The organism is Actinoallomurus acaciae, assembly GCF_042429965.1.
GTDB lineage: Bacteria > Actinomycetota > Actinomycetes > Streptosporangiales > Streptosporangiaceae > Actinoallomurus > Actinoallomurus acaciae.
This window is the reverse complement of record NZ_JBHLZP010000209.1, coordinates 1-13,367: the sequence shown is the minus strand read 5'-3', so window position 1 is coordinate 13,367 and position 13,367 is coordinate 1. Positions and strand designations below refer to the sequence as shown.

11 protein-coding genes are annotated in these 13,367 nt (G+C 72.0%); 8 read left to right on the top strand and 3 right to left on the bottom strand.

The genetic code is table 11. The features are described 5' to 3' along the window. Positions 1 to 2,066, bottom strand: a 2,066-nt coding sequence (locus ACFFNX_RS25585) for an AAA family ATPase (protein WP_378207292.1), incomplete at its 3' end; no start/stop codon positions are given. 444 nt (positions 2,067 to 2,510) lie between these two features. Between ACFFNX_RS25585 and ACFFNX_RS25580 the strand changes: the two genes are divergently transcribed. From ACFFNX_RS25580 to ACFFNX_RS25550, 7 genes are read left to right on the top strand one after another with little or no spacing between them, the layout of a single operon-like run. Next, a complete protein-coding gene (locus tag ACFFNX_RS25580) occupies positions 2,511 to 4,073 on the top strand; it encodes an NAD(P)-binding domain-containing protein (RefSeq protein ID WP_378207289.1) in 1,563 nt (520 codons plus the stop codon). 2 nt (positions 4,074 to 4,075) lie between these two features. Continuing rightward, a complete protein-coding gene (locus ACFFNX_RS25575; protein ID WP_378207286.1) occupies positions 4,076 to 5,155 on the top strand; it encodes an alpha-hydroxy acid oxidase in 1,080 nt (359 codons plus the stop codon). Continuing rightward, positions 5,143 to 6,477, top strand: coding sequence for a cytochrome P450 (locus ACFFNX_RS25570; protein ID WP_378207283.1), 1,335 nt, complete (start codon positions 5,143 to 5,145; stop codon positions 6,475 to 6,477). Before ACFFNX_RS25575 ends, ACFFNX_RS25570 begins: the two co-directional genes overlap by 13 nt. After that, on the top strand, positions 6,474 to 8,027 hold the full coding sequence (locus tag ACFFNX_RS25565) for an MFS transporter (protein ID WP_378207280.1): 1,554 nt from the start codon (positions 6,474 to 6,476) through the stop codon (positions 8,025 to 8,027). The genes ACFFNX_RS25570 and ACFFNX_RS25565 overlap by 4 nt, the downstream gene beginning before the upstream one ends. Before the next feature lie 6 nt (positions 8,028 to 8,033). Next, positions 8,034 to 9,092 carry a DUF6282 family protein gene (locus ACFFNX_RS25560; protein WP_378207277.1) on the top strand — a complete coding sequence of 353 codons (1,059 nt, stop codon included), beginning with the start codon at positions 8,034 to 8,036 and terminating at the stop codon, positions 9,090 to 9,092. Positions 9,093 to 9,136: 44 nt separating this feature from the next. Next, positions 9,137 to 9,817, top strand: coding sequence for a response regulator transcription factor (locus ACFFNX_RS25555; protein WP_378207274.1), 681 nt, complete (start codon positions 9,137 to 9,139; stop codon positions 9,815 to 9,817). Continuing rightward, a complete protein-coding gene (locus ACFFNX_RS25550; RefSeq protein ID WP_378207270.1) occupies positions 9,814 to 11,040 on the top strand; it encodes a sensor histidine kinase in 1,227 nt (408 codons plus the stop codon). The genes ACFFNX_RS25555 and ACFFNX_RS25550 overlap by 4 nt, the downstream gene beginning before the upstream one ends. Before the next feature lie 11 nt (positions 11,041 to 11,051). On the opposite strand, the gene ACFFNX_RS25545 is transcribed toward ACFFNX_RS25550, so the two are convergent. Then, complete coding sequence (locus ACFFNX_RS25545) at positions 11,052 to 11,579, bottom strand: DNA-binding protein (RefSeq protein WP_378207267.1); 528 nt, start codon at positions 11,577 to 11,579, stop codon at positions 11,052 to 11,054. A 78-nt stretch (positions 11,580 to 11,657) separates the two neighbouring features. Then, positions 11,658 to 12,470, bottom strand: a complete 813-nt coding sequence (locus tag ACFFNX_RS25540; protein WP_378207264.1) for an AfsR/SARP family transcriptional regulator — start codon at positions 12,468 to 12,470, stop codon at positions 11,658 to 11,660. A gap of 125 nt (positions 12,471 to 12,595) precedes the next feature. Here ACFFNX_RS25540 and ACFFNX_RS25535 point away from each other — a divergent pair. Beyond that, positions 12,596 to 13,367: serine/threonine-protein kinase (locus ACFFNX_RS25535; protein WP_378207261.1), on the top strand; the 772-nt coding region annotated here is incomplete at its 3' end.

Here is a 13,367-nt window from a genome sequence, read left to right as displayed (position 1 = left end):
TCCGTGCCGGCCACGGCCGGGTGCTTCAGCGCCGCGCCGAGCAGCGTCCGGGCCACCTTCAGATCGCCGCGTCCGTACGCGAGGCGCCCGCGGAGGCAGGCCGAGACCGTCGCGTCGCCCGCGGCGCCCCGGCGGTGCCCGAAGTGGCCGTCGATCCCGCCGAGGTCGCCGACGAGGTCGTACTCCTCGGCGTCGATGAGCGCGCTCACCGCCGGCCACCGCAGGCGAAGCTCCCAGGTCCGCTGGTGGTCGATGGTCTCCAGGGCGGACCGCGCGCGGCGGACGCACTCGGTCCGGTCGCGCCCTCGCCGGGCGGCGGACCAGGCGTCGACCACGCCGGTCAGCACGGTCAGGCGGGCGTCGTCGGCGACCCGGTCCCGGAGCCTGGACATCCGCCGGTCGACGAACTCGCCGGCATCGGCGGAGGCCATGTACGCCGTGAAGACGCCGAGCTCCGCCTCGGCCGCGAGCTCGTCGCGTCCCGCCGGCAGCCGCGCGCAGACCTCGTCCACGATCTCCAGCGCCGACTTGAGCGGACGCCCGGCGACGGCGTCCACATAGGCCAGGTCGACCCCGATCCGGACCCGGAGCGACGGCTCGGTGGCGACCGCGAGGGCTTCGCGGAGCGTGCTCTCGGCGCCGGCGGCGTCCGCGCCGATCTCGGTGGCGCCGATGCCGGCCAGCAGTTCGGCGCGGGCCGAGACCGGCATCGTCTCGGCGAGCGCGCGGCGCAGGTAGCCGAGGGCCTGCTCGGGCCGCCCCCGGTCCAGGGCTGCGTCGGCGGCGGCCCGGAGCGTCTCCAGCGCCCAGGGCTCACTGCACATGTCCACGGCCATCAGGTGGGCGGCGGCCCGCTCCGGTTCGGCGTAGTGGTCGCGGACCAGGCGTGCGGCGCGCAGCCGCCCCGAGGTACGGAGCCCGGCCGAGATCCCCGCGTCCACCACCGCTCGCGTCAGCGCATGGACGTGGCGCAGCGGCGAGGTGTTGGTCAGGACGTCCAGTTTGATCAGCCGGTCGGCCGCCGTGGCGGCGGCGTCCAGGTCGATCCCCGCGAGCTGGGCGACCAGGACGAGTTCGCCGTCGTCGCCGAGGACCGCCACCGCCTGGGCGACGGCCGGCGCCTCCGGCCCGCACCGCCTGATCCAGGACAGCACGCGGCGGGACACGGCGGGAGCGCCGATCTCCTCGATCGACGCCAGCGACTCTTTCACCGGCGGCACGGAGCGCGCGGCCAAGGCGGGCAGCAGGTCGGCCAGCAACGCGCCGTTGCCGCCGGTGACCCGATGGCACTCCGCCACGAAGGCGTCGTCGGCTCCGGGGCCCATGACGTCGGCGACCCACCGGCTGAGGTGGGCCTGGGTCAGCCGGTGGAGCGTGCGCCGTTCGCAGGACGCGATCAGTTCGTCGAGCAGGAACTGCTGTTCGCTCATCTCCCGGGGGGAGCTGGCCAGCACGAGGGCGAGCGGCAGGTCCGCGCTCCGGTGCGCGAGATACGCGAGCCAGCGGAGGGAAAGCGTGTCGCACCACTGCAGGTCGTCCAGCGTGATCAGCACCGGCGCGCCCGCGGTGACGTCGAACAGGTGCGCCGACACCAGCTCGAACACGTCGAAGGGCGAGGCGTCGTCCGATGCCGAGAGGAGCGCGGGGACCGATCGGCCGTCCGGGGCGGGCGGAAGCCCGGCCAGGACCTGCCGCAGCACGCCGAAGTCGTTGGCGGCCTCCAGGATGGCCGCCCGGCCCGTGAGCACGGTCCACCCGCGCCGCCGGGCGTCCGCTCGTGCCCTGGCCAGCAGGGCACTCTTGCCCGCGCCCGCCGCCCCTTCCAGGGAGAGCAGCCGGGCCCGCCCCGCGGCGACCGTGTCCAGCGCGGACGCGAGCGCCGCCGTGTCGGGCTCCCTGCCGTAGAACCGCCCCGTGAAGGGGGCGTCCGGCCCGTTGCCCGCGTCACGGTCGTACGGGCGCACCAGACGCTCGACACGCATCGCGCGTGGCGCCGTGCCACCCGCTTGCGTGATCCGAGCGTGGTCCCGCATCGTCGCCACCGTCCCGTACAGGCGCCTGTCCACCAGCCATCCCTCTTGTCGGCCCCTACCAGTCTGAAAGACCGCCGACCGGTCGCCGAGGATAAACACTAAGAAACACGGACGTCTCAGTTGATGCCGACGAGCCCGCATCGGTTCGGGAAATTCTGCGACCGCTGTCAGCGGACGGCCACCTCACGTACGGTGACCCGGCCTTCACGGTGCGGATTCCGGTGCACGCCCTGCCCGGATCGCTGCGCGGGGTGCGTATGCCGAACGACCCGGCCTCGGCGGCCAGAGTGTCGTAAACGCCTTCGTTGCCCCACTTGATCGCATGTTACCGCGAGAACGCGGGAGAGGCCGCCCGCCCACGGGTGCCGCCTCGATGCCCGCGCAAGGGCCGTATACCGCAGTATTTCTTGGAGGACTCTGAGAATCCGTGGCTAGCTTCCGGACCGTTCGAACCGCTCGGATACCGGGAGGCCGTACATGCCGGAAGTCGTGGATTATCTCATCATCGGAGCCGGTCCGGCCGGCCTCCAGCTCGGATACTTCCTGCATCGGGCCGGCCGGGACTATGTGATTCTCGAGGCGGGCGAGACACCGGGAACCTTCTATCGCGAATTCCCACGTCATCGCCAGATGATCTCTATCAACAAGCCGCACACCGGGTGGGACGATCCAGAGCGCAATCTGCGGATGGACTGGAACTCGATGCTCAGTGACGACCCTGAGCTGCTTTTCACCCGGTACACCGAGCGCTATTTCCCGCAGGCCGACGACTATGTGCGCTACCTGGGTGACTTCGCGTCCCGGCTCGAGCTCAACGTGCGGACGAGCACGCGCGCCGCCCAGGTGGCCCGGGACGGCGGCGTGTTCGTGGTGACCGACGACGGCGGGAACCTCCACCGGGGACGCCGGCTCATCGTGGCGACCGGGTTCGGCGCGCAGTACCTTCCGCCGGTCCCCGGGATCGAGCTCGCCGAGCCGTACACCGAGGTCTCGGTCGACCCGGAGGACTTCACCGACCAGCGCGTCCTCATCATCGGCAAGGGCAACTCGGCGTTCGAGACGGCGGACAACCTCACCGAGCGGGCCGCCGTCATCCACCTGGTCGGGCCGAGCGCGCTGAGGTTCGCCTGGCGCACCCACTTCATCGGGCACCTCCGCGCGGTGAACAACAATTTCCTGGACACGTACCAGCTCAAGACCCAGAACATGGTGCTCGACGGGACGATCCAGCGAATCGAGCGCCGGGGCGACGAATTCGTGATGACGCTGGGTTACGCGCGCCGCGACAAGGTCGTGCGCCTCTCCTATGACCGCGTCATCGCCTGCACCGGATTCAAGCTCGACAGCTCGATATTCACCGACGGGTGCCGTCCGAAGCTGGCGATAAACGACCGCTTCCCGGCGCTGACCAGCGAATGGGAGTCGGTCAACGTGCCGGATCTGTATTTCGCCGGAACGCTGACGCAGGTCCGCGACTTCAAGAAGTACACGAGCGCCTTCGTGCACGGGTTCCGCTACGGCGTCCGCGCACTGTGGCACATGTTCGAACGCAAATATGAAGGCGTCGAATGGCCGCGCCGGGAACTCTCCGCGCCGAAGCCCGATGAGCTGGCCGACGTGCTGGCCGACGCCGTGCTGGCCCGGATCAACCGCACCTCCGCGCTCTGGCAGCAGTACGGATTCCTGTGCGACCTGATCACCGTCGGATCGGACGGCACCGCGCTCTACCACGAGGAGATGCCGTTCGACTACGTACGGGACAGTGACTTCGGCCAGGCCGACCGCTACTTCACGGTCTCGCTGGAGTACGGCCGGGGCCACGCCTCCATCGACCCGTTCGACGTCGAGGCCGGTCGCGCCTGGGAGGCCGATCCGAGCCTCGACGACCGGTACCTGCATCCGGTGATCCGGCACCACCACCGCGGCCAGGTGCTCGCCGAGCTGCGGCTGAAGGAGGACATCTGCAACGACTGGTCGGGCGAGGAGGACTACCGCGTCCCGCTGCGGGACTTCCTCGCCCCGAAGCCGGTGGAGGTCTGACCATGGACCCGGTGAACGTCCGGGAGTTCGAGGCCCTCGCCCGCGAACGCCTCGATCCCGTGCACTACGACTACTTCGCCGGCGCCGCGCAGGACGAGATCACGGTGCGGGCGAACGAGTCCGCCTTCGTCCGTCTCGCGCTGGTGCCGAGGGTCCTGCGCGGGGCGGCGGCGCCCGCCCTCGACGTCACCCTGCTCGGCGCGGACGCGTCGATGCCGATCGTGCTGTCGCCCACGGCCTTCCATCGGCTGGCCCACCCGGACGCCGAGCGCGCCACGGCCCGCGCCGCCGCGGCGGCCGGCACGATCATGATCGCGGCGATGCTGTCCACCGTGGCGATCGAGGACATCGCGGCCGAGGCCGGCAAGGTCGCCGCGGACCCCACGCTGTGGTTCCAGCTCTATGTTCAGCCCGACCTCGGGTTCACCGAGGCGATCGTCCGGCGTGCCGAAGCCGCGGGCTGCCGTGCCCTGGTGGTCACCGTCGACTCGCCCGCGCTGGGCCGCCACGAGCGCAACGACCGGAACGCCTTCCACGACCTGCCCGCCGGGATGCGGTGTGAGAACCTGCGTGAGCTGCGCGGCGGCGAGCCGGGCAGCGTCCGCCAGGTCGTGCTCTCCCCCGAGATCTCCTGGCGTCACCTCGACCGGCTGCGGGAGATCACGCCGCTGCCGATCGTGCTCAAGGGCGCGCTGCATCCGCTGGACGCCCGCCTCGCGGTCGAACGCGGCATCGACGCTCTCCTGGTCTCCAACCACGGCGGCCGCCAGCTCGACACGATGCCCGCGACGATCGACCAGCTCCCGTTCGTCGCGGAGGCGGTCGAGGGGCGGGTGCCGCTGCTGCTCGACGGGGGCGTGCGGCGCGGCACCGACGTGGTGAAGGCGCTCGCCCTGGGGGCGCGGGCGGTCGCGGTCGGCCGGCCGGTGCTCTGGGGGCTGGCCGCCGACGGTGAGGCCGGGGTGACGCGGGTGCTGGAGATGCTGCGCGCCGAGACCGCGCACACGCTCACCCTCTGCGGCTGCGACGGGCCGAGCGCGGTCACCCGCGACCTGGTACGGGAGGTCCGGTGCTGCCACTGATCCTCGCCGTTCTCGCGATCGTCGTCGTGGCGGCGAGCCTGCCGTACTGGCTGCCCCGGATCGTCGTGGCGCTGCGGATGTGGGTCTTCGCCCGGATCAACGGCGACGAGGGCGTCCCGATCCCCGGCCGCAGCGTCGACGTCCGGCACTTCACCCGAGTCTACTCCGACCCGGCGGCCGACGGCCGCAGCCGGGGCGCGCGGCTGTCGGACCTGTTCTGGTACTGGCTGGCCCCCGGGCCCGAGGTGCACCAGGAGCATCTGGAGCCGGGCGAGCGGTACGACGAGGTGGCCCGTGCCACCCGGCGGATCCTCGCCCGTCCCAGGCCGGAGGTCGAACGGCTCGCCGCCGCCTGCGCCGCCCGTACGCTCGACGACGCTCGGCCCGGCTTCGCCCGGCTGCGCGACCTGATGATGCCGATCTGGGCGGAGTTCTACTACGAGCTCGTCTTCGGCCGGCCGTGCCCGCCGGAGGCCCGCGACCTCATCGTCGGCAACGCGGACGACGTCGTGACGGCGCTCAAGTGCTGTGGCCTGCGGCACATGGACCGCCGCGCACGGCTGACCGCGTACCTGCGGGAACGGCTGGAGGAGATCCCGCACGTGCTGCCGCCGTCACTGTCCCGCGAGGAGCGGGTGTTCTACCTCCAGGGCGCCTTCTTCAACACGGCCGTCGTCCAGATGTCCGAGGCGATGGCGCACCTGCTGATGGCGATCGCCCAGCACCCGGACGTGCAGGAACGCCTGGCGCGCGAGCCCGGCGACGACGCGTACCTGGACCAGGTGATCAACGAGAGCCTGCGCCGCTACCCGCTGTTCGGCATCGCGCACCGCATCACCTCCAAGGAGATCACGGTGGACGAGCGGACGACGCTGCCGGCCGGCTCGGTGCTGTGCTTCGACTACCCCTCCTTCCACACGACCGGGTACGACGAGCCCGACCGGTTCGACCCGGACCGCTGGCGGGCGCTGCCGGTGCGCGAGGCCAACCACATCCCGTTCGGGGTCACCGCCAACCGGCCCTGCCCGGCCAGGGGTGTGGCGCCGCTGACGATGCGCGTGGTGCTGCGGGAGACGCTGCGCCGGTTCGCCGTCCACTCCTCGGCCGCGCACACGCGGTCGCTGCCGAACCGGGGGCCGTGCGTCCTCCGCCCCCGTACGGACGACCGTGCCCGCCGGGCCCGGCTCGCGCTGCTCCGCCTGCGCGACCGGTGGGAGGACGTCTCGCGCAGCCTGATCCAGCTCGGTTTCGGCACCTACATGGTCTGGGACGCCCGGCGTCGCAGGCCGGCCGCCCGTTACTTCGCGGAGGCGACACGATGAGACGGTACGGATTCCCGGTCGGCGCGGTCCTCGTGCTGGCCGGGGTCGTGATGCACGTGCCCGACTACCTGATGGCCCGGCACGACCACTTCATGATGGCCGGCATGCCGATGAGCGGTCTCATGACCGCCGGCATGGTGCTGATCGTCGCCGGTCTGGCACTCGCCGTCTGGGCCCTGCTCCCCGACCGGGCCGAGCGTGCCGCACGAGCGGGCCGGGTCACCGCGACGCAGCGGTACGCGGCCCTCGACCGGGCCGAGCTGAGCCCGGCACACCGCGTCCTGGCGATCGTGCTGTTCGTCGGCCTGGTCATCGACACGATGAAGCCGGCGTCGCTGGGCTTCGTCGCTCCGGGCATGGTCAAGGAGTACGGGCTCGACCGTTCGGAGATCGCGACGCTGCCGTTCGTGGCCATCACCGGCACCGTGTTCGGCTCGCTGCTGTGGGGCTACCTCGCCGACATCTTCGGGCGCCGGTCGACGATCCTGTTCTCCGGGCTGATGTACGTCGCCACCTCGATCTGCGGCTTCATGCCGTCGTTCGGCTGGAACCTGGCGATGTGCTTCGCCATGGGCTCCGCCGCCGGCGGCATGCTGCCCATCGCGTACTCGCTGATGTCGGAGTCGATCCCGGCGCGCCAGCGGGGCTGGCTGCTCGTGCTGCAGAGCGGCCTGGCCGCCGCGTTCGGCTACCTCATCGCGAGCGGCACCACCTCGCTGCTGGTGCCGTACCTGAGCTGGCGCGTGCTGTGGCTGCTCGGGGCGCCGACCGGGGTGCTGCTCGTCGTGCTCACCCGGTGGATCCCCGAGTCGCCGCGCTTCCTGCTCGCCTGCGGGCGGGACGAGGAGGCGGCCCGGGTGATGCGCCGGTACGGAGTGCGCGCCGTCCCCGCCGAGACGGCCTCCACCGCCGACGCTCCCCCGCCGCGGCTGGCCGCGCTGCTGACGGGGTCATTACTGCCGCGCACCGCCGGCATCCTGGTGTACGGACTCGGCTGGGGCGTCGTGAACTGGGGCTTCATCACGTTCCTGCCGGTGTTCCTGCAGGCGGCGGGCGTGGGGGCGCAACCCAGCGACCTGCTGGTCCTGTCCTCGCTGTTCGCGCTGCCGGCCACGGCGTTGGCCGCCGTGGCGTACGCGCGGTGGAGCAGCCGGCGGTCCATGCTGACCTACGCGGTGGTCACGGGGCTGGTCCTCCTGCTGTTCGGGGCGCTCGATCCGAGCGGGCCCGGTCACGCCGCGCTGCTCGTCGCCCTGATCAGCCTCCTGCTGTCCGGCGCGGCCGGCATGATCGCGATGCTCGCCCCGTACGCCGCCGAGGTCTACCCCACGCCCCTGCGCGCCACCGGAAGCGGCGTGGCCGCCGCGTCGAGCAAGGTCGGCGGCATGTTCGGGCCGTTGCTGCTGACCACGGCGCCGCGCATCGGGACGCTCGCGTTCATCTCCGCCGCCCCGGTCGCCGCCGCCGCGTACGCGCTGTGGCGCACCGGTGTCGAGACCGCCGGCCGGCCGCTCGTGGAAGTCGTCGCACCCGTGGAGCAGAAGGACTGAGGACCCGTGGACATCGACATGGAGGAGTTCGCCGAGGTACGGCTCCGCAAGCCGAACGACGCGCCGCACGACCGGTTCCTGGACGCGTACCGCGCCCGCATGGGCCACCGCGCCGAACCGCTGCACCCACCCGCCATCCACGGTGTGGAGGGAGCGATCGACATCCACTGTCACGCGCACGAGGGACAGCAGGACGCGCTCGCCATCGCCAAGCTGGCCTCGGCCGGCGGCATGGGCGGACTGCTGTACAAGAGCGTGCGGGGCATGAACAGGCCGGCCGCGGCCGGCCCCGCCGCCGTGGTCCGCGAGATCGAGCGGGACCTGGCCGCCTGGGGCGAGGAGACCGGGATCGAGCCGATCAAGGTGTGGTCGGGCTGGATCACGACCGACACGCGAGGGCTGCCGCTCGTGGAGGCGGCGCGCCGGCATCTGGACGACGGCGTGTCCGCGGTCTGGATGCCGGTCTTCCGCAGCGCCAACACGCTGAGCAAGGTCGGCGGCCCGCCGATCTGGTGGGGCGGCAGCACCGATCCGAAGGAGTGGAGCGATCCGCTGCCCTGGGACCAGGCGCTGAAGGTGGGCGCGTACACGCTCGACGAGCACGGGCGGCTCAAGCCCGAGTACAAGGAGATCTTCCGGATGGTCGCCGACCGGGACGTGATGGTCTCGTTCGCCCACGCGACGCACGAGGAGATCTTCGCGATGGCCGAGGAGGTGCGGGACCTGGGCATCACGAAGGCGGTGATCGACCATCCGTTCAGCCCGTTCATCGACCTCTCCCTGGAGCAGATGAAGGAGCTCGCCTCCGCCGGGGTGTGCCTGAACTTCACCTACGACGAGATCTCGCCGCTGCTCGGGGTGAACCCCGCGGACATGTGCCGGACCATCCAGGCGCTCGGCACCGACCACGTGACCCTGTCCAGCGACGCCGGGGAGCCGCTGTTCCCGAACACGGTCGAGGCGCTGCGCCTGCTCCGGGCGCACATGAACGCCTTCGGCCTGACCGAGGAGGAGGTCCACCGGGTCAGCGCGGTCAACCCGGGCCGGCTGCTCGGCATGACGTGACATTCCTTCGTTCGCCGAGGCGATCAGCGTGCGATGCTTACCTCGTGGTGACCGAGCTGTCAGATTCACCGCGGCGAGTGCTCGTCGTCGAGGACGACACGGAGATCGCCGAGATGCTGAAGGAACTGCTCACCGGTGAGGGCTACCAGGTCGACACGGCCGGAGACGGCCAGCGTGGCCTGCACTTCTCGTTGACACGGGCGTACGACGTCCTCGTCATCGACCGGGTGCTGCCCGCCGTCGACGGCCTTGACCTGATCAGACGGATCCGGCGCAAGGGGATCGCCACGCCCGTGCTCGTGCTCACCGCTCTCGGCACGGTGGCCGACCGGGTCGCCGGGCTCGACTCCGGGGCCGAGGACTACCTCGTCAAGCCCTTCGACATCGAGGAACTGCTGGCAAGGGTCCGGGCACTGCACCGCAGGCATCGCGACGCCACGCGGACGCTCCCGCTCGGCGCCGCGGAGATCGACCTGGTGCGCCGGCGGGTGCTGCTCCCGGACGGCGACGAGGTCGAGCTGTCCAAGCGGGAGTTCGAGCTGCTGCGGACGCTGGCGAGCCGCCCCAAGACGGTGCACTCGCGCGAGGACCTGCAGCTGACGGTCTTCCAGGACGCGGCCACCGACTCCATCGTCGACACCTACGTTCACTATCTTCGCCGCAAGCTCGGCCGCGGGGCCGTACGCACCGTCCGGGGCTTCGGCTACCGGCTGGGGGAACTATGACAGGAACGCAGGAGTCCGACGGCCGGTCGCTGGCCAGAGCGCGGTGGTTGCTGACCGTGCAGCTCGCCGGCGCGATCACCGGTGTGGTGCTGATCGTCGGGGCGCTGATGTTCCTCACGACCACGGGGGGCCAGCGACGTGACTCCGAGCGCGACCTGCGGTTCTATGTGGCCCGCAGCAGCGTCGAGAGCCCGCCGCCGTGTGTGTGGATGTTCGCGTGGGACGGCGCCTCGCTCCGCCGTACGCCGAGCGCGCCGGCCGACCTCCCGGTCCGCTCCAGCCTGCTGCGGGTGGCGAACGGCGGCGGGACGGTGGTCGAACGGCGGAGGATCGGCGGGATCGACTATCTCATCCGCACCGGACGCCGCGGTGGCACGGTCGTCCAGGCCGCCATGGACCTGCGATACCAGCAGCAGGAACGGCAGCGGCTCTACCTCGCGCTCACCGTCGCCGAGCTCGCCGGGCTGCTCGCCGCCCTGGTGACCGGGCAGGTGCTGGCCCGGCGCGCCATCTCGCCGCTGGAGGAGGCGCTGCGCAGGCAGCGCCGCTTCGTGGCCGACGCCAGCCACGAGCTGCGCACGCCCCTGACCCGGCTGCACACGCGCGCGCAGCTGCTCGCCCGCCGGGCGAGCACCGCGGACATCGACAAGGACCTGCGCACGATCGTCTCCGACACCCGGCAGTTCGGCGAGGTGATCGAGGACCTGCTCATGTCCGCGCAGCTGGGCCACGCGACGGCACGCCGTGACCTCGTCGACCTCGCGACCGTCGTGGAGTCGGTGGCCGACGCCGAGTCCGCGCGGGCGCAGGCCCGGTCCATCGCCTTGACGGTGAACCGCGATCCCGGCGGGTACCTGGTCCTCGGCGTGCCGGCCGCGTTGCGGCGGGTCGTGAGCGCGCTGGTCGACAACGCCCTCGACCACACGGCGCCGGGCGGGCACATCGAACTGGCCCTCGACCGTACGGGCAAGCGCCGCGAGGTGGTGCTCACCGTCCGGGACGACGGCGTCGGATTCGACCAGGACCAGGAGCGGTTGATCTTCGAACGGTTCAAGCACGGCAACACCGGGGACGGGCGCCGGTTCGGCCTGGGCCTGGCCCTGGTGCGGGAGGTCGTCGACAGCCACGGCGGCCGGGTGAGCGCGGCCGGAGAACCGGGCCGCGGGGCGGCGTTCACGGTCCGCCTGCCCTCGGCGTCCGTGGAGGCCGCCGTGGCCCGCTGAGCTCACGGGGGTCAGGGCGGTCCGGTGAGCCGCGCGTAGTGGGCGCGCGCGGCCGAGGTGCGGCCGTTGCCGTAGACGCGCAGCGCGAGCGCGAGTTCGGGATGACAGGCCTCGATGAGTCGCGCCGCGTCCTCGATCTCGGTCGCCGAGGCGACGGTGCGCAGGAGGGACTGGATCGCGGCGACCGGGTCGGCAATAGGACGGACGGCCTCCGGCGGAAGACTCAGGGACGCCGTCGCATGGGCCCGCACGTGTCCCAGGCGCCTCCGGAGCTCCGCGGCCGGCAGCGCGGCGAAGCCGGGTTCGGCGACCATGGCCTCGATCGAGGAGAGCCGGGCCAGGACGGCCGGATTGCTGATCTTCGCGCGATGACCGGACATGAGCTGCGACAGCATCGCCGCGGACAGCCCCAGCACCTCGGCGAGCCCGGACTGGGGCAGCCTCAGCCGGTCGAGCAGCCGCCGGAAGCGGTCGTGCAGCGGTTCGCCGTACCACTCGATCTGCAGGGTGCGGTTACGGGTGACGATGTCCTCCGGCACAGGCCGCCCCTCCCCACCTCGATCGGCACGGACCGTCGCCGCGCGTCCGCGGAGTCTGTCGTCCCGAGGGCACGACATTCACGTGTGCGAATATGCGAGCCGGTAGCGTTGCGCGAGGCCACGCGGGGCGCTCCTCTCGGTCAGGATCGCTTCGTGCAGCCGCCGCAGCGGCTCCCCCGGGTAGGCCCCCAGCCGCTCCATCAGCAGCTCACTCGCCTGGGCGTAGACGGCGAGCGCCTCCGCGGGCCGCCCGGCGGCCCACAGCGCGCGCATCAGCAGGCGCCACAGCGACTCGCGCAGGTGGTGCTCGGACACCAGCCGGCGCAGCTCCGCCACCAGCCCGGCGCCGGACCCCAGCGTCAGGTCCGCCTCGATGCGCGTCTCCACCGCCTGCAGGCGCAGCTCCTCAAGACGGGTCGCCTCGGCCTCGGCCGAGGGCGATCCGGCCACGTCCACCAGAGCCGGGCCGCGCCACAGCACCAGGGCCTGGGCGCAGAGCACACAGGCACGGGCGGCGTCACCATGGTCCATCGCCGCGCGGCCGTCGCGGGCCAGGCGCTCGAAGCGGCCCGCGTCGATCTCGTCGTCGCCGGCCCGCAGCACGTACCCGGGCGACCGGTGGAGCAGCGTGGCGGCGTCATCGTCGCCGATCGCCCGCCGCACCTCCATGACGTACTTGCGGATCAGCGTGCGGGCCGTGGGCGGCGGCTCGCCGCACCACAGCCGGGCGGCGAGCGTCTCCGCGGTCACCACCTGCCCGGCGTGGATGAGCAGCTCACCGAGTATTCCCCGCCACTTCGCCGCGCCGATCGCGCGCCAGCCGTCAGGGCCGCGCACCTCCAGCGGACCGAGCACGCGGAAGCGCAGCTCGGCCCCTCTCCGTTCCGACATCTCCCCGCTCCTCCCGTCGCGTCGTCCACCGCGAACCAGGTTGGGATATTCGCATAAGCAAACATAACAGGTGCGTATGCAAATGCCCAGTGTCGGCGAGTAAGGGGCGGAATATCGTGTGTGACGTGGCGGAAGCGGTGGCCGGGCGGTTCACTCTGGTCGATCCCATCGGGCGCGGTGCGACCGGGCAGGTGTGGCGCGCCTACGACCACCGCGCCCACCGCTACTGCGCCGCCAAGGTGTTCCGGCAGCGCGACGCCGGCGACCTGGTCCGTGTCGTACGCGAGCAGGGTGTCCGGCTGCACCACCCCCACGTCGTGTGCCCGTACGCGTGGGCCGCGGACGACGGCGACGTCGTGATCGCGATGGAGCTGATGCGGGGCGGTTCCCTGCAGACGCTGATCCGCGACCACGGGGCGCTCCCGTCGCCGTACGCCGCCCGTATCACCGCGCAACTGCTGTCCGCGCTCCAGCACGTCCACGGGGCCGGGCTCTTACATCGCGACGTCAAGCCCGGCAACGTCCTGCTGGAGGCGACCGGCACCGGGGAGCCGCAGGCCCGCCTCGCCGACTTCGGCATCGCGCTACAGACCTACGAGGCGCCGGTGACCGACACCGGCGTGATTCTCGGCACCCCCGGCTACCTGCCGCCGGAAGCGTACGAGGGGGCTCCCCCGGACCCGGCCCGCGACGTCTACGCGCTCGGTGTCGTCTTACGGCAGATGCTCACCGGAGAGGACGCGCCAGCGAGGAACGCGGCCTCGCCGGCGCCCGAACCGCCGAGCGGTGTTCCGTGGATGCTGTGGGACGTCGTACGGGCGCTGTGCGAGCCGGACCCCGCCCGCCGCCCCGCCGACGCGCGGGCGGCCGCGGAACTGCTCGCCGCGGCGCCCCTCC

Excerpts from the sequence above, each read along its gene's own strand:
- ACFFNX_RS25580 (WP_378207289.1), top strand. The coding sequence starts at position 2,511 with ATGCCGGAAGTCGTGGATTATCTCATCATCGGAGCCGGTCCGGCCGGC.
- ACFFNX_RS25575 (WP_378207286.1), top strand. The coding sequence starts at position 4,076 with ATGGACCCGGTGAACGTCCGGGAGTTCGAGGCCCTCGCCCGCGAACGC.
- ACFFNX_RS25565 (WP_378207280.1), top strand. The coding sequence starts at position 6,474 with ATGAGACGGTACGGATTCCCGGTCGGCGCGGTCCTCGTGCTGGCCGGG.
- ACFFNX_RS25550 (WP_378207270.1), top strand. The coding sequence starts at position 9,814 with ATGACAGGAACGCAGGAGTCCGACGGCCGGTCGCTGGCCAGAGCGCGG.
- ACFFNX_RS25540 (WP_378207264.1), bottom strand. The coding sequence starts at position 12,470 with ATGTCGGAACGGAGAGGGGCCGAGCTGCGCTTCCGCGTGCTCGGTCCG.